This window comes from Paragemmobacter amnigenus, from assembly GCF_009908265.2.
Classification (GTDB): domain Bacteria; phylum Pseudomonadota; class Alphaproteobacteria; order Rhodobacterales; family Rhodobacteraceae; genus Paragemmobacter; species Paragemmobacter amnigenus.
The window spans coordinates 18463-37982 of the sequence record NZ_JAAATX020000018.1; the positions used below are offsets into that span (position 1 = coordinate 18463).

16 protein-coding genes and 4 pseudogenes are annotated in these 19520 nt (G+C 64.6%); 5 read left to right on the forward strand and 15 right to left on the reverse strand.

The features are described from left to right. Positions 1 to 2: 2 nt before the first annotated feature. The 7 genes and pseudogenes from GU927_RS19755 to GU927_RS19785 all read right to left on the reverse strand — a co-directional run bounded on the left by GU927_RS19755 (position 3) and on the right by GU927_RS19785 (position 6942). Positions 3 to 791, reverse strand: coding sequence for a phosphonate ABC transporter ATP-binding protein (locus GU927_RS19755; RefSeq protein ID WP_161764131.1), 789 nt, complete (start codon positions 789 to 791; stop codon positions 3 to 5). Between the two features lie 4 nt (positions 792 to 795). Next, positions 796 to 1662: a phosphate/phosphite/phosphonate ABC transporter substrate-binding protein gene (locus GU927_RS19760; RefSeq protein ID WP_217765739.1), complete on the reverse strand. Its 867-nt coding sequence runs from the start codon at positions 1660 to 1662 to the stop codon at positions 796 to 798. A gap of 291 nt (positions 1663 to 1953) precedes the next feature. Further along, positions 1954 to 3216, reverse strand: coding sequence for an organoarsenical effux MFS transporter ArsJ (arsJ, locus tag GU927_RS19765; protein WP_161764132.1), 1263 nt, complete (start codon positions 3214 to 3216; stop codon positions 1954 to 1956). A gap of 2 nt (positions 3217 to 3218) precedes the next feature. Further along, on the reverse strand, positions 3219 to 4226 hold the full coding sequence (locus GU927_RS19770; protein ID WP_161764133.1) for an ArsJ-associated glyceraldehyde-3-phosphate dehydrogenase: 1008 nt from the start codon (positions 4224 to 4226) through the stop codon (positions 3219 to 3221). 6 nt (positions 4227 to 4232) lie between these two features. Beyond that, complete coding sequence (locus GU927_RS19775; protein ID WP_161764134.1) at positions 4233 to 5072, reverse strand: metalloregulator ArsR/SmtB family transcription factor; 840 nt, start codon at positions 5070 to 5072, stop codon at positions 4233 to 4235. A 260-nt stretch (positions 5073 to 5332) separates the two neighbouring features. Next, positions 5333 to 5638, reverse strand: a pseudogene (locus tag GU927_RS19780) (transposase); the annotation flags it as partial. Between the two features lie 251 nt (positions 5639 to 5889). Continuing rightward, positions 5890 to 6942, reverse strand: coding sequence for an IS110 family transposase (locus GU927_RS19785; RefSeq protein WP_161764135.1), 1053 nt, complete (start codon positions 6940 to 6942; stop codon positions 5890 to 5892). 103 nt (positions 6943 to 7045) lie between these two features. On the opposite strand from GU927_RS19785, the gene GU927_RS19790 reads away from it, so the two are divergent. After that, positions 7046 to 8193, forward strand: a protein-coding gene (locus tag GU927_RS19790) for an IS3 family transposase (protein ID WP_161764136.1) whose coding sequence is annotated in 2 segments (ribosomal slippage) — positions 7046 to 7298 and positions 7298 to 8193 — 1149 coding nt in all. Because the reading frame shifts where the segments join, the coding sequence is not laid out codon by codon here. A 161-nt stretch (positions 8194 to 8354) separates the two neighbouring features. Continuing rightward, the gene (locus GU927_RS19795) at positions 8355 to 9461 is read left to right on the forward strand and encodes a helix-turn-helix transcriptional regulator (RefSeq protein WP_161764137.1); all 1107 of its coding nucleotides are present in this window, start codon (positions 8355 to 8357) and stop codon (positions 9459 to 9461) included. On the opposite strand, the gene GU927_RS19800 is transcribed toward GU927_RS19795, so the two are convergent. Next, on the reverse strand, positions 9430 to 9816 hold the full coding sequence (locus GU927_RS19800) for a nuclear transport factor 2 family protein (protein ID WP_161764138.1): 387 nt from the start codon (positions 9814 to 9816) through the stop codon (positions 9430 to 9432). The two genes, GU927_RS19795 and GU927_RS19800, sit on opposite strands and share 32 nt — an antisense overlap. A 637-nt stretch (positions 9817 to 10453) precedes the next feature. Between GU927_RS19800 and GU927_RS19805 the strand changes: the two are divergent. Both GU927_RS19805 and GU927_RS19810 read left to right on the forward strand, forming a co-directional pair. Then, positions 10454 to 11109, forward strand: a pseudogene (locus tag GU927_RS19805) (IS3 family transposase); the annotation flags it as partial. Positions 11110 to 11180: 71 nt separating this feature from the next. Next, positions 11181 to 11471: pseudogene (locus GU927_RS19810) on the forward strand (hypothetical protein); the annotation flags it as partial. 62 nt (positions 11472 to 11533) lie between these two features. Here GU927_RS19810 and GU927_RS19815 read toward each other — a convergent pair. The 7 genes and pseudogenes from GU927_RS19815 to GU927_RS19845 form a co-directional block, all read right to left on the reverse strand. Continuing rightward, positions 11534 to 12166, reverse strand: coding sequence for a DMT family transporter (locus tag GU927_RS19815; RefSeq protein WP_232489282.1), 633 nt, complete (start codon positions 12164 to 12166; stop codon positions 11534 to 11536). Positions 12167 to 12666: 500 nt separating this feature from the next. Beyond that, positions 12667 to 12945 (reverse strand): hypothetical protein, encoded by a 279-nt coding sequence (locus GU927_RS19820; protein WP_161764153.1) that lies wholly within the window; start codon positions 12943 to 12945, stop codon positions 12667 to 12669. Between the two features lie 113 nt (positions 12946 to 13058). Further along, positions 13059 to 13700, reverse strand: coding sequence for a LutC/YkgG family protein (locus tag GU927_RS19825; RefSeq protein ID WP_161764142.1), 642 nt, complete (start codon positions 13698 to 13700; stop codon positions 13059 to 13061). Then, complete coding sequence (locus tag GU927_RS19830; RefSeq protein WP_161764143.1) at positions 13697 to 15136, reverse strand: lactate utilization protein B; 1440 nt, start codon at positions 15134 to 15136, stop codon at positions 13697 to 13699. The genes GU927_RS19825 and GU927_RS19830 overlap by 4 nt, the downstream gene beginning before the upstream one ends. 2 nt (positions 15137 to 15138) lie before the next feature. Beyond that, positions 15139 to 15906 carry a (Fe-S)-binding protein gene (locus GU927_RS19835; RefSeq protein ID WP_161764144.1) on the reverse strand — a complete coding sequence of 256 codons (768 nt, stop codon included), beginning with the start codon at positions 15904 to 15906 and terminating at the stop codon, positions 15139 to 15141. A gap of 10 nt (positions 15907 to 15916) precedes the next feature. Beyond that, positions 15917 to 17692 carry an L-lactate permease gene (locus GU927_RS19840; protein WP_161764145.1) on the reverse strand — a complete coding sequence of 592 codons (1776 nt, stop codon included), beginning with the start codon at positions 17690 to 17692 and terminating at the stop codon, positions 15917 to 15919. A 110-nt stretch (positions 17693 to 17802) separates the two neighbouring features. Beyond that, positions 17803 to 18255: pseudogene (locus GU927_RS19845) on the reverse strand (dihydrolipoyl dehydrogenase); the annotation flags it as partial. 430 nt (positions 18256 to 18685) lie between these two features. On the opposite strand from GU927_RS19845, the gene GU927_RS19850 reads away from it, so the two are divergent. Then, a complete protein-coding gene (locus GU927_RS19850) occupies positions 18686 to 19459 on the forward strand; it encodes a FadR/GntR family transcriptional regulator (RefSeq protein ID WP_095641381.1) in 774 nt (257 codons plus the stop codon). Positions 19460 to 19520: the final 61 nt, after the last annotated feature.

The following is a 19520-nucleotide window of genomic DNA, read 5'->3' on the forward strand; positions in this document are numbered from 1 at the left end:
GCTCATTCCTCGAAAAACCGCCGCAACTGCGCGGCATCCGTGCTGGCCGTAGCGCGATCCATCACGATGCGCCCGCCCTGCAGCCCAAGTATCCGGTCCGAAAATTCCAGCGTGTGCTCCATCCGGTGCGAGATGAAGAGGAGCGTCAGCCCATCCTGCCGCGCCAAACCGGACAGCAGCCGCATCACCTCTTCCCCCGATTGCGGGTCAAGGCTCGCATCCGGCTCGTCTGCCAGAACGATGGCAGGCCGCTGCATCAGCACCCGCGCAATCGCCACCCGCTGCTGTTGCCCTCCCGACAGGCTATCCACCCGTTGCAAAGCTTTCGCCTCCAGCCCCACGCGGGCCAGACAGGCCAGTGCCTCTTCTCGCACCGTTTCCGGAGCGAGCGACTGGAACCACGCGCGCGGCCCAGCCATACGCGCCTGCACGCCATGCACCACATTTGATAGGGCCGACAGGCGCGGCACCAGATTGTGCTTCTGCCAGACCACACCCACCTGCGACCGGAACCGCCGCAAATCGCGCGCGCCAAGGCCCGCCACATGCTGCCCCAACATCTCCACCCGCCCGGCCGAAGGTTCGACCAGCCGGATCAGACATTTCAGCGCGGTCGATTTGCCTGATCCGTTCGCCCCAATCAGCGCCGTCGCCACACCGGCAGCGACTGCGAAGTCCAGCCCACGCAGCACAGGATTGCCGTTGAAATCCTTTGCCAGACCCGAGACCGACACCACGGGGCCTGCTTGCGCAGACCCCGTGACAATGGCTTGCCGAAGCGGCGCGTTCATCCGCTCACTCGCCGACGAACTGGGTGAACTCGGTCACGCCAACATTTTCAAACATCTTGCGGACGTTGTCGTAGTCGGCATCCGTGACAGTCGCATTGAAGCTGCCGCCGACATACTTCTCGTTCTCTTCCGTCGTGGTGATGGCCGCCAGCAGCTCATCCCCATGCTCGGCAAAGGTCTTGCGCACCGCATCCACGACCTCGGCAGGCACCTTGGCCGATGCCAGCAGCACGTCATTCGGCAGCTCGTCGCCCTTCACCAGAACCCGCAGCTTCTGATCGGGGAAAGCCTCGGACATCTGGTCGATATGCGTCCGGTTCAGGCCGATCGCCGCGATCTCGCCCTTGATCAGGGCTTCCATCGCAATGTTCCGTTTCAGAAAGACAGGCTCGTAATCCTGCGCGTAGACCAGACCGCCCTCGGCCAGCATCGTGGCAGGCGAAAGGTGCTGCGAGGTCGATCCAATCTCGCCAAAGGAAACCATCTGCCCCTTCAGGTCCGCGACGGTCTGGTACGGTGCCGAGTCCAGCACGACCACGTTGGAAAAGTATTCCGGCCGGTTCCACGTCACGACGGGCTGGGCATCCAGACGCGCGTTGAACACCACGTATTCCGCCGGACCGGTCAGCACGAAGTCGACCTGATCCGCCGCCATCGCCTCGACAGCAACGGTGCGGCCCGAGACGGGGAAGAATTCGACCGTCAGGCCCGACACCTTTTCGAAGGCCTCCTTGAACGGCCCCATCTCGCGCTGGACGGCTTCCATGCCGTCGATATCGGTTACGGCAAAACGGATCGTCTCGGCCGCCACGGCGCTTTGCGCGGCAATGGCCGCAAGGGCAACAGCCCCAGCCTTCAGCAACATGGTCATCTTCGGTCCCCCGGTTGAATCCACCGGCCGAGGGTGTAGGCAAGAGAGGTGACAGCAGAATAACCGCCATACAAAACTTTGGTGACAGGCTTGTCGTGATCGGGGCCCGACCCGCTCAGGCTTCCAGCCGGCATCTCCCGGATCGGGTCGAGGAAGAACTCAGACCGTCAGCACCTGCCCGCATTCTGCAGGCGGAAGCCCCTTTTCTTCGCGCAGCGCTTGCGACATGGGGCCTGGGTGCACTCTGGATAACCGCTGCCATTAGCAGCGCAGCGACGGCCGCGCTTTTGCTCAAACAGTCATGAGACGGCGTGCCGACAGCCAGCTTGCGGCGGCCATGATCCCCGCCGTGGCTAGGCAAAGCGGCAGCCCGCCGATCTGGTAGCTGAGGCCAGAAAGGAGTGTTCCTGTCAATCGCCCGGCAGCGTTGGCCATATAGTAGAAGCCCACATCCCGGGTGATCCGTTCCGCAGATCCGAAGGCGAGGATCAGGTAGGAGTGGACGGATGAGTTCACGGCGAAGACGAAGCCGAAGGCGAGCAACCCCGCGATCAGGGTGAGGGTCAGTCCCGCTGTCGGTTCGCCCGCGAGGTGAGCGGCGAGGGCAAGCGCGAAGGGGATCGGCACCAGCGCCCCCGCCCAGGCAATGGCGCGGCGGGTCGTGGCCTCCTCCGGCTGGCCTTTGGGCCCTATCAGGCGGGGGGCTGCGGCCTGTACTGCGCCATAGGCGATGATCCAGAGTGCCATGAAGCCGCCGACGAGGAAGAAGGCCTCGCGTCGACCATCGGGCGAGCCGTCGGAGAGGACGGCCTGAAAGTAGACGGGCACGCCCACGACGAACCAGACATCCCGCGCGCCGAAGAGGAAGAGGCGCGCAAGGCTCAGGCGGTTCACGCGGGGATCTTTCGACCGCCAGCCACCCCATGCCTCTTCCGCCTTCATCCGGCCGGGCAGGCCAGCGGGCAGGAACAGGACCACCGCCATAAGGATGATCGCAAGCACGGCGGCCATCCCCCAGACAGCCGTCTGGAACCCCGCCAGAGCCAAGAGCGCCGCGCCGAGGAAGAAGCCCGCGCCCTTGACCGCGTTCTTCGACCCCGTGAGCAGGGCCACCCAGCGGAAGAGTCCGCCGTCCTCTTTCGGGGCGAGCAGCTTTACCGCCGATTTCGAGGACATCTTGGCGAGGTCTTTTGCCACGCCAGACACGCCCTGCACCGCCATGACGAAGGCGACCGAGGCAGAGATGGACCACGCAGGGTCAAGCTGGGCCAGCGCCACCAGCGCCCCGATCTGGAGCGCGAGGCCGCCGTAAAGCGTCGCTGCAAGCCCGAAGCGCGCGGCCAGCCAACCGGCGGCCAGGTTGGTCACGATCCCCGCGAGTTCATAGAGCAGGAACAGCCAGGCGAGTTGCAGGGGCGTGAAGCCCAGCTGGTTGAAATGCAGCAGCACCAGCATCCGCAGCGCGCCGTCTGACAGCATGAAGGCCCAATAGGCCGCCGTCACGGCAGCATAGGCGCGGATCGGATCGGGCGGTGTTCCGGTGGCTGCAGACATGGTCAGATCGACGCCGCCACCATGCGGGTAATGTCGGCGAGGCGGCAGGCATAGCCCCATTCGTTGTCATACCAGGCATAGACCTTCACCTGCGTACCGCCCGTGACCATCGTCGAGGGAGCGTCGACGATCGACGAGCGCGGGTCGTTGGTGAAATCGCAGGAGACGAGGGGACGCGTCTCATAGCCGAGGATGCCTTTCAGGGGGCCTTCGGCGGCGGCGGCGAAGAGGGTATTCACCTCCTCCACGGTCGTCGCCCGCTCCACCTCGAACACGCAGTCGGTGAGCGAGGCATTCAGCAGCGGCACCCGCACTGCGTGGCCGTTCAGACGTCCCTTGAGTTCGGGATAGATCAGGGTAATGGCCGTGGCCGATCCGGTGGTCGTGGGTATCAGGTTCATCAGCGCCGAACGCGCGCGGCGCATGTCCTTGGCGGGGCGGTCCACGATGGTCTGGGTGTTCGTCACGTCATGGATCGTGGTGATGGAGCCGTGGCGGATGCCGAGCGATTCATGGATCACCTTCACCACCGGGGCGAGGCAGTTCGTGGTGCAAGAGGCGGCGGTGACGAGGGATTGCGAGCCGTCATAGCTGTGATGGTTCACCCCGTAGACGATGTTCAGCGCCCCGCTATCCTTGACCGGGGCCGATACGACCACCTTCTTGACCCCCGCAGCATAGTAGGGCGCGACCTTGGCCGCCGTCTTGAACACGCCCGTGCAGTCGATCACCAGATCGACGCTCAGTTCGGCAAGCGGCAAGGACTCGATCGTCTTTTCGTGGGTCAGGCGGATGGTCTGGCCGTTCAGCACCAGCGCGCCGTCGGCGGCAGCCACCGGCGTTTTCCAGCGCCCGTGGACAGAGTCGAATTCCATCAGCAGTGCATGTTGTTCCGGGTCCCCGATGGGGTCGTTCAGCAGCACGATCTCGCCGCCCGCGCCCGTGTCGATCAGGTCGCGCAGGACGAGTTTGCCGATGCGGCCAAGGCCGTTCAGGGCGATGCGGGTCATGTCGGGTCAACCTTTCCGGTCAGCCGCGCCGGTGCCGATGGCATCCACGCGGGATTGCAGGGAGATGCGGTTCAGGTCCGCGAAGGGCAGTTCGACGAAGGCCGCGATGCGGCGGCGCAGGGCGGCATAGGTCTGTGCAAAGACCAAGGCCTTCTCTGCCTCGGTTCCGGTGGCCTTGACCGGGTCGGGAAGGCCCCAATGGCCGGTGATGGGCTGGCCGGGCCAGGGCGGACATTCCTCTGCCGCGGCCGCGTCGCAGACGGTGAAGACGAAATCCATCACCGGGCTGTCCGGCTGCTGGAATTCCGTGATGTGCTTGGACCGCATGTCGCCGGTGGCATGGCCGTTGCGTTCTAGCACCTCGAGTGCGAAGGGGTTCAGGGCCGTGTTGGGGCGCGTTCCGGCCGAGAAGGCAATGAACCGCCCGTTACCAAGATCGCGCAGGATCGCCTCGGCAAAGATCGAACGGGCGGAGTTGCCCGAACACAGGAACAGCACGTTGAAGCTGGACGGCATTTCATCCTCGCGAAGAGTCTTCAGAACCGGGGAAAGCAATTCTGGCCGCGCCCGCCCGACGTCGAGTGTGAGATAGGCCACCAAAGCCTCGGCCCGCCCCAGATCGACGGAATAGAAGAGCGACCGTCCGTCCCGTTCGACCTGCACGAGACTCGAGGAGGTCAGGTCCGAAAGGTGATGCGACAGTGTGTTCTGCTTCATCTCCAGCGCCTCGGCGATCTCGGTCGGGCGCACGCCTTGCGGGGCGAAGCGCATCAGCAGCCGGTAAACGGCGAGGCGGCCGGGATGGCCGAGTGTGGCGAAGGCGCGGGAGGCAGTTTCTGTATCCATGTTTCGGGATTTATCGAAACATACGCGGATGGCAAGTGAAGGTTTGATGACATAATTAGCCATACTGCTCAGGTTGCAGAGGATTGGATCAGTCAGCTACTGTTCGTCTACGGTTCCCTGGCCCGCTGAAGCTCAACTTGGTCAGCTTTCAGCCTCCCAAACTCCTTGCGCCGCGTTTAGTGGATGAAGTGCGTCAGTCCGCTCGAGCTCACGGCATGGGCCGATGACTGGCATTGCTAGGGTCAGGACTCGTTCTCGCATCATAGCCAGAACATGACTGTTGCTGCGAGGGCGACGGCGGAGAGGAAGACCTTCGGGCATCTGTCGTAGCGTGTTGCGACCCGCCGCCAGTCCTTGAGCCGCCCGAACATGATCTCGATCCGGTTGCGGCGTTTGTAGCGGCGCTTGTCATGCTTGATGGGCTTGCCGCGCGACTTCCTACCAGGGATGCAGGGCTTTATCCCCTTGTCTTTCAATGCATCTCTGAACCAGTCGGCATCATAGCCCCGGTCGGCCAGCAACCACTCCGCCTTTGGCAGGCTGCCCAGCAGGGCCGCCGCACTGGACTTTCCCGGAAAAATGTATGGTCCGCCCCGCGGTTGCAAGGTTGTCGTGCGTGGCCGTCCGGCTTGCGTAAATGTATCCGGCCTCTGATCAGTCAGCCGCTTTTGGCGGCAAGGCCTTGATGAGATCCGCGCCTCGGGTTCCAGATTAGTGGTGCGGGATCGGGTCCCGCCTTTTTGCGCGTGGCTTACCCGAGGTCGATCAACCGTTTGGTCATCACTTTCCCCCTGCAATCGGTTCTGCGGTCTAAGGATCAGCTCACGGCTGCGCCTTTCGATTGCAGATAGACGGTGCCGGGTCTCGTCAGGATGGCCCAGACGATCCGGGTCAACTTGTTGGCCAAAGCCACGACGGCCTTGTTGCGATGGGTTCGCGCTTCCAGCGCCGAGAGCCAGCCGCCAAGTGCATGGTTCGCCCGGTTCAGATGGAGAAAGCAGGACCGCGCGCCGTGGATGATCAGCCGTCGAACGTAGCGGTTGCCGCGCTTGCTGATGCCGAGAAGGGTCTGCTTGCCTCCTGTCGAATGCTCGGCCGGAACGAGCCCCAGCCATGCGGCGAGATCGCGTGCTTTGCGGAACTGCCGTCCATCCCCTGCCGCTGCGACAATCGCGGTCGCGCCAAGCGCGCCGATGCCCGGGATGGTCACGAGGCGACTGACCGCATCATGCTGGCTGGCATAGGCCTCCACCTTGCCGTTCACGGTTTTGATGCGGCGCTCGACATGGGCGAGGTCATCGAGCAGCTCTTCGAGAAGCACCCTCATGGCTGGGGTCAGATCGTTCTCGGCATTTGCCAGATGTCTCCGGATGTCTGCGTGGAATCCGCCGCCGCCGACCCGCATTGCCAGACCATATTCGAGGCAGAAGGCGCGCGCCTGGTTCATCAGCGCCGTTCGTTGTCCGACGAGACGGTCGCGGATACGGTGCAAGGCTTGCAGGTCGACCTGCTCTGGCGTGCGCACCTCCACAAACCGCATCGTCGGTCGCGTGACAGCTTCGGCAATCGCCGCCGCGTCCACGGTGTCGGTCTTGTTCGATTTGACATAGGGCTTCACGAAGCGCGCCGGGATGATCCGGGCATCGTGGCCCATCGCGGTAAGCCGTCGCGCCAGCCATTGCGAGCCCGGACAGGCCTCCATGCCGATCAGCGCCTTCGGCGCGGCGTCAAAGAACGCCATCAACGTATCGCGCGAGAACTTCGCGCGCTGGATCACTGCTCCGGCGGCGTTCAGGGCGACGACGTGGAACACCTTCTTGCCGATGTCGATGCCGAAGGCCGCAGTCTGTGGATCTGGTTTGGTGCGCATCCTTTCTCTCCGTTTGGTGGTGGTGCCCTCGATGCTACGTCGGGGTGCGGGGCGGACCATCCCATTAGTGGAGAGCACCAACTGAGGAACCAGGAGGTGTTCTATGGGAAACGGGAACAGGCCGACGCCGGAATTTCGGCGTGAAGCTGTGCGGCTGGCACTGACCAGTGGCCGGATGCGACGGGAGATCGCGGAGGATCTGGGCATTGGACTGTCGACGCTGACGCGGTGGCTGAGAGATGAGCGTGATGCCAGCGAGCCGAGTGAGGCACCCGTCGATGTCCATGCCGAGTTGAAGCGGCTGCGGCGGGAGAATGCGGTTCTGAAGCAGGAGCGCGACATCTTAAAAAAAGCCGCGGCCTTCTTCGCGAAAGAGGGAAGTCGATGACCTTCGGCTTCATCGAAGCGGAGAAGGCCAACTTCCCGATCAGCCGGATGTGCCACGTGCTTGGGGTCAGCCAGAGCGGCTTCTTTGCGTGGCAGGAACGGCCAGCTTGCCTGCGCCAGCAGCAGGACATGGTCTATCTGGCGCATATCCGGACGGCCTTCGCGCTATCGAACGGGACCTATGGCAGCCCGCGCATGCACCGCGACCTCGTCGACGATGGCCATGAGATCGGGCGGCATCGCACGGCACGCCTGATGCGCGAGAACCAGTTGATCGCGCGGCAGAAGCGGCGCTTCAAACGGACGACGGACAGTGAACATGCTTGGCCCATCGCCCCCAATCTGGTGGCACAGGACTTCACGGCGGACGGTCCGGACAGGAAATGGGGGGCGGACATCTCCTACATCTGGACGGCAGAGGGCTGGCTCTACCTCGCGGTAGTCCTGGACCTCTTCTCCCGTCGCGTCGTCGGCTGGGCCACGAGTGACCGTCTGAAGCGCGATCTCGCGGTCGAAGCCCTGCGCCGTGCTCTTGTGGCTCGCAATCCCGCGCCCGGTCTGGTCCACCATTCCGACCGCGGATCGCAATACTGCTCGGTCGCTTATCAGGCGCTGCTCCGCAAACGCGGTGTCCAGATCTCAATGAGCGGTCGCGGAAACTGCTACGACAACTCGATGGTCGAGACATTCTTCAAGACCATCAAGTCGGAGCTGATCTGGCCTGTCGCATGGCAATCCCGTCAGCAGGCCGAAAACGCCGTCGCCAGATACATCGACGGGTTCTATAACCCCGTCAGGCGGCATTCATCGCTCGGCTTCCAAAGCCCAATCGCCTTCGAGCGAAAGGCCCGGGAAGTAAGCTAGAAGCTCTCCACAAAAGCAGGGCAAGTCCAGACCGACGTGAAGGGCGGAAGCCTACGCAGCTGCACGATCGGATCCAACGTGCTGCCAACTTCCGCGAGCGGCCGATTGATTTGAGCGAACACTTGTGTAGCTTTGCAGGCGATTGGCCTTGGGGGAGGGCAATGATGGCTGTAGATCAAAGCCTCGATCTGCTTGTTGACCGTATATACGCGGCAGCTCTTCGACCCGAGATGTGGGGCGAAGTAGTGTCTGAGGTTGGTGTAAGGATCGGTGCGACCAGCGGCACCAGCCTTTGGTTCGGCAATAATGGTCTCGAGCTGGTCAGAGCGGAAATCTGGAACATCGATCCCGATGCCTTGGCAGAATATCAGAAGCATTATCTCGCGTTTTGTCCGAGATACCGTGCATCGCGAGAGCTTGAAGTCGGTGCTGTCTATGATGACCGCCAGACACGCAGCAGTGAGGATGGGAAGGCTCAGGACTATTATGCCTTCGTGGACCGCTACAATCTTGGGCTTGCCAGGATTGCACTTGCGGAAAAACGGCCCAGCCTAACGATCGGCATGAACTTTTACAATCGGACAAAGGAGGGATTGTCTGATGATGGCGAGGCCGTCCTTGGTTTCCTCTCGCCACATTTCCGGCGCGCTTGCAACTTGACTCAGGCCCTCGGTGACCTTGCTGACCGCGCGACCTTGGGTGACGCGTTGTTCCATGCAAGGACCGCCTCCCTTACGCTCGACGCAGAGGGCAACGTGGCCCGCATCAATGCGACCGCCGAGGGAATACTCAAACTCGCTGATGGACTTTCAGTTGTTAACGGCCGCCTGATGGCCGCTGCCCCGAAAGACCGGGCGAAACTGGAAGCCGAAATCGCACGCGGCGTGGGCAACAAGCTTTCGGAGCAGCAGTCCTCGGGTGACTTCATCCTGATATCGCGCCCCTCGGGACTGCCGGCTTTTGCTTTGTCGATAGTGCCAATGACGCTAGGTGGTTCCAGAGAGAAAGCGATCGCGACAATTGCTCCGACCGTTCCAGACATAACGCCACGCAGCCTGCAGCGCGCGTTTGGTCTGACGCACTCGGAAGCCTGTATTGCCGCAGCACTGAGCGGTGGAAGATCACCGGAGCAGATCGCAGCCGACCGGCTCGTCAGCCTCAGCACCATTCGAAGCCAGATGAAGGCCATCTACAACAGGTTGGACGTCGGATCACAGCTGGAGCTGGTGTCGCGTATCACTGCAGCGGCACTCGGTGTGCGACTGTAGGCGTTGCCCTTTCTTCGACAGAGAAGGTCGCGGTCACCACGCGCCAGCCGATGTCTGAGCGCATCAAGGAAAGAATAGTCGTTCGTCGGGTTTCCGGACCATTTTCTCGCAAGCACGCGGCTGCGACCCGCCCCTTTGCTTCAATCCAGTCAATCTCCGAGCCTGTCGGAGGCTGCGTGGCCATTTGCCTGGCGAAACGGAGATAGGTCTCTTTGTCGGCATGGATGTAGAGGCCTGCCTCCATACCCATCGCGCAGAAGTCCCTGTGCAAAGTTTCCTCTAGTCTTTCCGTCCGGGCGTCTTTCCACACGTCCAAGGTCGCTGTCAGGTCACAGTCGATATCGATGTCTTTCAAGTTCGGCCCCCATACGAGATTGTAGGGCAAATCTCGGTAGATCCTTGCGTTGGTGCATCCCCAGAATTGGGGATGAACCCGCTTGCGTCGATTGAAGCGCGGTATGCGCCCTTGTTCGCTGACCGCTCGACCTAAAGTAGACGCTGGAGGACGATCTGATCGAAGCTCGGCGCTGACACAACATCGTTGTCGATGATCCCCAGTAACTCCAGCCACACCCACTTATTGTCGGTGACCGATCCAGCTGAGGTTAGTTTAAGGGTCTTGTGCCGACGAATGATGTTTTGCGCCCAAATGCTGCGGAGGCTTAGCGGCAAGTCCGTAATCCACCCACTGTGCCGATCTTCCCGCGGCCGCCCCAAGTTCCTCGGCTGAGCACGCACTCGTTGAGCGAATGGCCGGTCTGGGTGAGCTGCTCCCCGAAAATCGGACGGTGACGGAAGCTACGATCTGACGTCTGCTGGTCTCCAAGAATGAGGAGGTCACAACATGAAGAAGCGCAGGAACCATGATGCTGGGTTCAAGGCCCGCGTGGCGCTGGAGGCCGTGAAGGGCGAACGCACGGTGTCCGAACTGGCTGAGGTGCCCCTAGATTTGTAGACGCTTTGCGCCCTAACTTTGAGGCTAGGAGGCCGTCATGGGGACAAGCAATTACAACGACGAGTTCAAGCGAGACGCGGTGCATCAGATCATGGTGCGAGGATATGCTGTTCGGGAGGTTTCTGGGCGTTTGGGCGTCAGCACGCATTCGCTCTATAAGTGGATCAAGCTTTTTGGCGGTCCTGAGCCGAAGAAGCCTGGCGTTGACCATGAGGCCGAGAACCGTCGGCTGAAGCGCGAGCTTGCCCGGGTGACCGAGGAGCGCGACATCCTAAAAAAGGCGGCCGCGTACTTCGCGCAGAATGCAAAGTGAAGTACGCCTTCATGCAGGCGCATCGGGCCGAGTTCGGCGTCCGGGCCATGTGCCGGGTGCTGCGGATCCACGTCTCCGGCTTCTACGCATGGCTTAAGGAACCGTTAAGTCGCCGCGCGCAGGACGATGCGCGGCAGACAGCCCTGATACGGCAGGCCTGGTCCGATAGCGGCAAGGTCTATGGCTATCGCAAGCTGGCTGACGATCTGCGCGATCAGGGGGAGCAGGTCTCCGAGAACCGGGTCGCCCGGCTGGCCAGTCTTGCAGGCATCATTGCCCAGATTGGCTACAAGCGCCGTCCGGGACGATATGGCGGCAAGCCTGCTGTTGTCGCGTCCAACACCCTGGACCGGCAATTCGAGGTCGATGCGCCCGACAAGTCGCCCGTTGACTTCGAAATCAGGCAGCAGAAACTGAACGAGGCAGGTGTCTAGGAAACTAGGGGCACCTCATTGAGCAAAACCGCGGTTCCATCACCAACTATGGTGCGAGATATCGCGAAGGGAGGCGGATCGCCTCCACGGCCGCTGAAGCGAACGTCAACAATCTTGTCGCAAGGCGGATGGTCAAGAAGCAGCAAATGCGCTGGTCAGTACGCGGGGCAAACCTGCTCCTTCAAGTCCGCGTCGCCCTTGCCAATGGCGATCTTGCGGAACGTCTCGCCTACAGGCCGCCAGTTCAACCAAGTCAGACCATCATTTCACCATTCGTGCCGCTACCGCTCTTTCAGCGTGCCGCATGACCCCAGCTAGTTGAACGGTCCCAAGCCGCCCCATTGATTTTGTTGACTTTCGTATACCGCATTTAAGGGCTACGCGACACCCGCAGGTCGGTGCTTGCCGGAATGCTGGCAAGCCCCGCAGGCAGCAGCAGCACCGCCCCGATCAGCAGTTGCGAGCCGAGCAGGAAGGGCGGCGGATAGAAGGCGGTCAGCCAGCGCGTCGCGGCAAGATACGAGCCGTAGAGCGTGCCGGCCAGCACCGCGAAAATCATGCCGGTCCCCATCTCGCCGCCGGGCCGGACGACCAGCAGCACGCCGGCAAATCCCAGCGCCAGCATCACCGTGCGCGCCCAGGACACGCGCTCGCCCAGCAGCAGGGCCGACAGCACATAGGCCACGATCGGGCCGATGAAGAAGGCGCCGAAGACATTCGCGATGGGCTCGGTCCGAAGCGCGGTCAGGATCGAGGCGATGGCGCCGACGATCAGGGCCGCCCGCAGGATCAGCCGCCAGTCCAGCAGGCGCCCCAGGCCGGTCGGCCGCAGGCCCAGCATCCAGAACAGCAGCAGGGCCGCCAGCGCGAAGCGCGACCAGGCCACGAACAGCGGCTGCACCCCCGCCCCCGTCAGCAGCTTGCCGGCCGTGTCGCCGCAGACGATCGCCGTGGTGGCAAGGGCGACAAGGCCAAGAACCGTCAGGGGCGCAGGGCTCTGCATCAGCATTTCCTTCAGTCCGCATCGGCGCGCTATCCGGCAGCGCGCAAGGCCGGATCTGAACACCCCGCGTCCCCGGCTGATGCAAGCCTGCCCAGTCCCGCAGACGCAGGGCGGGGCGGCAGGCCCACGGGCAGCGACCTGAGTTTGCAGGCAGGTTCAGAACATTGCCCAGCCAGATACCCGGAAGAAGGGAAATGATGAAGCCTGCGCATCGGGACACGGCCATGAAGACGTGACATACCGGGCCGCGCCCCGCCCGGTCCGCCGGTCGTGGCCGGATGGCAGCGGCGACCGGTATCCGGGGGCGTTGATGTAGAGGGTCAGGATAGGCCGGAGCCGCCGACAAGGGGGGCAACGGGCCACGGATGGCCCGCACCCGGAGCCCTGCCCGGTCGCCCTGCCGCCTTGTCGCAGACCGGGCAGAGGCAGACCGGGCAGAACAGCCGTTCCGCCAAAGGCATGAGGGCACCGGACCGATCCGCCGGGACCGGCGGCAGCCCTCAGGAACGGCGAGTGCCGCCGATTCCGGGGTTGAAACGCGCCAAGGGATCGAGGCCCTCGTAGAAGGCGGCAAGCTGGGGCTTGGCGTGATAAAGATGGCCCACGTTGTGCTCGGCCGGGTATTCGGCACCCTCGGCGTCCAGCATGGCCTTCTGGAAGGCAGCGGGATCGGCGCCCTTCTTCAGCACGTAGTCCAGATGGAAGACGTGGCAGAGGAAATGGCCAGCGGAAAGGGTTGCCGCCACCTGGTCCGCCCATTCCGGCGGCACCGGCTTGATCCAGTCGCGGTGGGGATCGCTGCGTCATGGGCGTGAGCTCCAGTCGGATCGGCGATGACGGGGCGGCCCGGATGCGGGATGGTCCGGGATGCGGATGACGGGCGGGACCGGCCTCAGCCGCCGATCATGAGGATATGCAGGAATCCGGGGCCGTGCGCCCCCCGGACATAGCTGCCCTCGATGTCGGTGGTGCCGCTGGGGCCGGTGATGAGGATGGCGTTGCGGGGCTGGGGCTGTCCCGCCATGCGCGCCGCATAGTCTTCGAGATGCGGCAGCAGGCTGCGTTCCTCGAGCACGACGATGTGGTGCAGCGGCAGGAAGGACAGCAGGATCGGCGCATCCGCCCCGGAGTGGATGACCAGCGACCCGGTCTCGGCGATGCCCCAGAGGGCAAGCCCCAGGGCGGCCGTCTGGTCAGGCGCGACGGCGTCATGGGTGTCTATGTCCGTCCAGTCCAGAGCGGCAAGCGCCGGGGCCGGCTGCAGCGCCAGCGCCGGCGGAAGGCCATGTGTGTCCAGATAGCGTTTGACAGCCAAGGGGATCGCCGCCCTGTCGGGCAGATGGTCGAAACTCGTCCCGAGGGCCGAGGCTTTCCGCACAAACTCCGCCGCCAGCACCGCTTCGACAGGCCGGGGGCGGACGCTTTCGGGCGCATCCAGCAGGGCGGCGGCCTCGGCGGCGATGGCCTCGGCGGGTGGAAGGGGCGCCGGGCGGGCGGCGCGGATGGCGGCAAGGATGCGGTCGCGCGCGCTCATTTCCGCGCCTCCCGCCCCGTCTGCCCGGCCCGCCCGGCCTGTCCGGCGCGATACTGTTCCATGAAGGTCCGCCCCGACGGGCGCGGCAGGTCGCGGTAGGCGGTCCAGCCGCCGACCAGCGGCAGGCTGCCGATCCAGCCGCGCCGCCCGAATAGCCGGAGCGCCCGCACGCCGATGCGGCTGCCCAGGCGGTAAAGCCACGGCCGCCGCGCCGCCATGGCCCAGAGGCCAAGGGCCGCGCGGACGGACCGGGGCTCCAGCCGCTCGCGCCAACTGCGCGTGCGCCAGGCCCGCAGCAGCGTGGGCAGGGGGATCTCGACCGGGCAGACCTCGGCGCAGCGGCCGTTCATGGTGCAGGCATGGGGCAGGTCGCGGGATTGCGCGAGCCCGTCCAGAACCGGCGTCAGCACCGCGCCCATGGGACCGGGATAGGTCCCGCCATAGGCGTGCCCGCCGATCTGGCGATAGACCACGCAATGGTTCATGCAGGCCCCGCAGCGAATGCAGCGCAGCATGGGGCGGAACTCGTCCGCCAGCATTCGCGTGCGGCCGTTGTCCACCAGGACGATGTGCATCTCCTCGGGGCCGTCGGCGTCGCCGGGGCGTTTCGGGCCGCAGTGGAAGGTGGTGTACTGCGTCATCTCGCCACCCGTGGCCGACCGCACCAGCAGCCGCAGCAGCGCGAAGGCGTGGGCGGTGGATGGCACCAGCTTCTCGATCCCCGCCGTCACGATGTGGATGCGGGGCGGCGTGGTGGTCAGCTCGGCGTTGCCCTCGTTGGTGACGGTGCAGGTGGCGCCGGTGTCCGCGACCAGGAAGTTCGCCCCCGAGATGCCCACGTCCGCGCCCAGGAACTTGGCCCGCAGCTCGCGCCGGGCGCTTTGCACCATGGTAGCCGGATCATCGGCGGCGGGCGGCGGATGATGGGCTTCCTTGAATAGGATGGCCACCTGCTCGCGGGTGCGGTGCATGGCGGGCCAGACGATATGCGACGGCCGTTCGCCCGCAAGCTGGATGATGTGCTCGGCCAGGTCCGTCTCGACCCGCTCGATCCCGGCGTCGGCCAGCGCATGCGGCAGGCCGATCTCTTCGCCCAGCATGGATTTCGCGCGGGTGACAAGCTTCGCGTCGGCCTCAAGGCAGATGCGGGTGATGATGGCGCGGGCCTCGGCGTCATCACTGGCCCAGTGGACGGTCGCGCCCGCGGCGGTGGCGTTCCGTTCGAACATCTCGAGATAGTGGTCGAGATGGGCGATGACATGGTCCTTGATGGCGCGGCCCCGTGCGCGGGCCGCCTGAAACTCGGGGAAGGCGGCGACAGCGACGGCGCGCTTGCGCTCGGCGTTGCCGGTGGTCCGGTCGATGGCGATCTTCAGGACCGCGTTCTTCAGTTCGGCGTCGGCGCGTTCCTTGAAGCCTTGCTGCGGGGCGTTCATGCTCAGCCCTCCTCGCCGATGGCGGGGCCGCCCGCGCGGCCCGCGACAACCTCGATGGTGTGGAAGCAGCGGGTCTTCGCGCCGCGCCGGTGCAGCTTGCCCGCCATGTTCATCAGGCAGCCAAGGTCGCCCGACAGCAGCAGGTCGGCCCCGGTGCGCTCGACCGCCTCGGCCTTTTCGGTGACGATGGCGTTCGAGATGGAGGAATATTTCACGCAGAAGGTGCCGCCGAAGCCGCAGCAGACGTCGTTGCCCTCAAGCCCCCGCATCTCAAGCCCCTCGACCGAGGCGAGAAGCGCGCGCGGCTGCGCGGCGATGCCGAGTTCGCGCAGGCCCGCGCAGCTGTCGTGATAGGTCGCCGTCGCGTCAAGACGGCGGCCCTGGGGGCGGTAGCCCATGACATCTACCAGGAAGCTGGTGATCTCGTGGGCCCGGGCGGCAAGGTCGCGGGCGCGGGCGGCCCATTCCGGGTCGCCCGCCAGCAGTTCGGGATAGGCGTGCACCATCGTCCCGGCGCAGGACCCCGAGGGCAGCACGACATAGTCATGGCCCTCGAAGGCGGCGATGGTCCGGCGCGCAAGGTCCGCCGCGTCCTTGTCATCGCCACTGTTCAACGCCGGCTGGCCGCAGCAGGTCTGGGCCTGCGGCACCTCGACCCGGCAGCCCGCTTCTTCCAGCAGCTGGATGGCCGCAAAGCCGATCCCGGGCCGGATGGCATCGACAAGGCAGGTCAAGAACAGGCCGACGCGGGGATTGGACTTTGCGGACATTTCACCTACCTCAGCTTCGGACGGCGACGGGGTTGGATGCGCGCCCCAGGTTCCGCGACATGACAAGCAGCACGGCCGAACCCCAGATCACGGCGGCGATCCACCACATGTTGAATCCCCCGGCCAGCAGCGCAAGCCCGATGAACCCGCCCTGGACGATGTAGTAGGTCATCGGGATCAGGGTCATGCGGATGATCTCGCCCTCGCGGTTGACGAGGCCCACCGTGGCCGAGGCGGCGACCACGTTATGCACGCAGATCATGTTGCCCGCGGCCCCCCCGATGGCCTGCAGCGCCACCACGGTGCCCGCGCCCGCCGCGCCCAGGCCGATCTGCTCGGCGGTCGAGAACTGGAACAGCGAGAACATCATGTTGCTGACCGTGTTCGACCCGGCGACGAAGGCGCCCATCGACCCGATCAGCGGCGCGAACATGGGCCAGGCCTGGCCCACCGCGGACGACACGCCCTCGGCCAGGACGATCGGCATGCTGGCCAGGCTGTCCGAGGCCGAGTTGATGAACACCTGCACCATCGGCACTGCCAGCAGCAGCGCGGGCGCGGCGGCGATCATGGTCGAACCCGAGGACCGCAGCGCCCGGCCATAGTCCCGCCCGCTCATCCCGTGCAGGAAGAAGGTGAAGATCGACGCAAGGATCAGCACCGTGCCGGGCAGATACAGAACCTGCACCCGCGCGTTGATGCCCGAGCTGAACAGGTTGTCCAGCGCCAGCGTCACCTCGGGCGAGGTGAGCCATGCCTTGACCGGTCCGACCGCGCGGGTCAGCACCAAAAGCGCCACGACCAGCAGATAGGGCGCCCATGCCTTCAGCAGCGGCATCACCGGACGGCTGGCGTGGTGATCCTCAAGGTCGTCCAGCTTGCCAACCCAGGCGTCGTCCCATTGGGTGCGGGGCGGGAAGTCGAAGACCTCCTTCGGCATCAGGAAGCCCGCCCGCGCCGCCGGAACGACGATCAGCAGGCCGATGATGCCGCCCAGAAGCGACGGGAACTCCGGCCCTAGGATGTTGGCGATGATCCAGTAGGGGATGGTGAAGGCGAGGCCCGCGAACAGCGCGAATTTCCAGATGCGGAAGCCTTCGATGAACGAGCGGTTGGATCCGAAGAAGCGCGTCAGCATCCCGACCAGTATCAGCGGGATCAGGAAGCCCACGAGGCCGTGGATGGTGGCGACCTTGACGGCGATCTCCAGCAGATAGTCGCTGTAGGCCATCGGCGCGATGGTCGACTCGACGATCTCTTGGCCGCTGAGGCCGGTGTTGACGCCGACGAGGATCGGCGTGCCGACCGCGCCGAAGGACACCGGCGTGCTTTGAATGATCAGCGTCACGAGAACCGCGGCCATGGCGGGAAAGCCGATCGCGACCAGCAGGGGCGCGGCGATGGCGGCGGGGGTGCCGAAACCCGACGCGCCCTCGATCAGCGATCCGAACAGCCAAGCGATGATGATGGCCTGCACGCGCCGGTCGGGAGAGATGCTGGTGAAGCCGCTGCGGATGGACCGGATGCCGCCGCTTTCCTCAAGCGTGAACAGCAGCAGGATCGCGCCGAAGATGATGTAAAGCAGGCTGATCGCGGTAATGGCCCCGTTGGCGGTGGCCCCCAGAACCTTGTTCAGGTCGGTGCCCCAAACCAGAAGGGCCGTTGCCGCCGTAACAAGGTAGGCCACGAACATCGAAAGCTTGGCCGAGCGTTCCAGCACCACCAGCAGCAGGAACACCGTGGCGATGGGCAGCAGGGCCAGGATGAATATCAGGAAACCAGTCATCTTTCCTCCTCGGATCACGGGGACAACCCCGCCGTCTTGTTGCTCCAGTGGTCCCCGGCGCGACCTCCCGTGCCGGGCTTTCAGAAAACCGGGATACGGGCGCGCCCGGCTCAGTGCCGCTTCTTCGGCGGGATCAGGTCGGTGATCGTGCCCTCGAACATCTCGGCGGCGAAATTCACCGTCTCGCTCAGCGTTGGATGCGGGTGGATGGTGTGGCCGAGATCGACGGCATCCGCCCCCATCTCGATCGCCAGCGCCACCTCCGCGATCAGGTCGCCCGCGTTCGGCCCGACGATGGCGGCGCCGATCACCCGGTCGTCCGCCTCGTCGAAGACGACTTTGGTGATCCCCTCGGACCGGCCCAGCGACAGCGAGCGGCCCGAGGCGGCCCAGGGGAACACCCCCTTGCCGATCTTGCGGCCCTCCGCCTTGGCGGAGGTCTCGGTCACGCCGACCCAGGCCACCTCGGGGTCGGTATAGGCGACCGAGGGGATCACGCGGGCGTCGAAATGGCGGTTTTGCCCCGCCGCGACCTCGGCCGCGACCTTGCCCTCGTGCACCGCCCAACGGCGCGATCCGTCATGCCTCGCTGGGCAGGCGGACGCTCCGGGGTCGCGTGAGGCTGGACTCGGGACTTGCACAGGCCCGGCCCCTGAAGCCGTGCCTTGGCAAGGCGCTAGCGTCTTGCTCGGTATGATCGCCATCCTCTCGCTCCCTCTGACCGCCCCTCCCGGCGGGCGACAGCGATCTGTCACAAGAGGTTAATAATATTGTACTCTACAGACGGTCAATATTTTTCTTTACCACAAGAGGAGACTGAGCAAGACTCTAGGGCGACCACGCCGCAGGAAGAGGCGTGGGCCGCAAAGGGTGGTTTCGATAAAACTCGTGATTACATTTACTTGCTCAACCGTTAGACTGCCTTGAAACCAGTCCTTCCAAGGTAAACATTATTACTGACTGCCTGCGCCGAGCAGCCGAGGAGTGCCGACCATGATCGCAGTGGATGTCTTTGAACCCATCGACCACGAATCGGTGGTCCAGATGGTTGTGGACAAGATAGAGACGATGATCGTTGACGGGGTGCTGAAGGGCGGCGCCCGCCTGCCGTCCGAACGCGAGATGGCCGACGCCTTCCACGTCTCGCGCCCGAAGCTGCGCGAGGCCCTGCAGGTTCTCGAAAGCCGCAATCTCGTCACGGTCCGCCACGGCGACGGCACCTATATCGCCGAACTCACCGGACGGGCGATGTCGCCCGCGATGCTGGCCCTTTATGCGCGCCATGGCGAGGCGTTCCACGATTATCTGGAATACCGCCGCGAGCAGGAGGCATTCGCGACCCGCCTTGCCGCCCAACGCGCGACCGCGGCCGACAAGGAACGCCTGGCCGCGATCCGGGACGAGCTTCGGGCCGCCTGGGACGCCCAAGACCGCGAGGCCGAGCAGGAGGCCGATTTCCGGCTGCACAGCGCGGTCGTGGACGCCAGCCACAACACGACGCTGATCCACATGATGGCCTCGGTCTTCGACCTAACCAGGCGGGGCATCTTCTACAACCGCGACCTGCTGCGCAGCATCGACGGCACCGGCCGCAAGCTGCTGGACCAGCACCTCGAAATCATCGCGGCGATCGAGGCGGGCGACGCCGCCCTGGCCGACAAGGCTGCCCGCGATCACCTAGATTTCGTCGAGCAGTCGATCCGCCTTGGCCGGGAACTGCAACGCCGCGAACGCCGTGCCCGGATGCGGCTCAACTCGGCGGAGTAACGGGAGGGGAAGCGGCTAGTGGCACGGTGACGGCGCCGAAATGGGACACAGGCCGCAGAAG

Coding starts and splice junctions, on each gene's coding strand:
- GU927_RS19795 (WP_161764137.1), top strand. CDS start 8,355: ATGATGGCTGTAGATCAAAGCCTCGATCTGCTTGTTGACCGTATATAC.
- GU927_RS19815 (WP_232489282.1), bottom strand. CDS start 12,166: ATGCAGAGCCCTGCGCCCCTGACGGTTCTTGGCCTTGTCGCCCTTGCC.
- GU927_RS19785 (WP_161764135.1), bottom strand. CDS start 6,942: ATGCGCACCAAACCAGATCCACAGACTGCGGCCTTCGGCATCGACATC.
- GU927_RS19775 (WP_161764134.1), bottom strand. CDS start 5,072: ATGGATACAGAAACTGCCTCCCGCGCCTTCGCCACACTCGGCCATCCC.
- GU927_RS19850 (WP_095641381.1), top strand. CDS start 18,686: ATGATCGCAGTGGATGTCTTTGAACCCATCGACCACGAATCGGTGGTC.
- arsJ (WP_161764132.1), bottom strand. CDS start 3,216: ATGTCTGCAGCCACCGGAACACCGCCCGATCCGATCCGCGCCTATGCT.
- GU927_RS19755 (WP_161764131.1), bottom strand. CDS start 791: ATGAACGCGCCGCTTCGGCAAGCCATTGTCACGGGGTCTGCGCAAGCA.
- GU927_RS19835 (WP_161764144.1), bottom strand. CDS start 15,906: ATGTCCGCAAAGTCCAATCCCCGCGTCGGCCTGTTCTTGACCTGCCTT.
- GU927_RS19840 (WP_161764145.1), bottom strand. CDS start 17,692: ATGACTGGTTTCCTGATATTCATCCTGGCCCTGCTGCCCATCGCCACG.
- GU927_RS19830 (WP_161764143.1), bottom strand. CDS start 15,136: ATGAACGCCCCGCAGCAAGGCTTCAAGGAACGCGCCGACGCCGAACTG.
- GU927_RS19825 (WP_161764142.1), bottom strand. CDS start 13,700: ATGAGCGCGCGCGACCGCATCCTTGCCGCCATCCGCGCCGCCCGCCCG.
- GU927_RS19770 (WP_161764133.1), bottom strand. CDS start 4,226: ATGACCCGCATCGCCCTGAACGGCCTTGGCCGCATCGGCAAACTCGTC.
- GU927_RS19760 (WP_217765739.1), bottom strand. CDS start 1,662: ATGACCATGTTGCTGAAGGCTGGGGCTGTTGCCCTTGCGGCCATTGCC.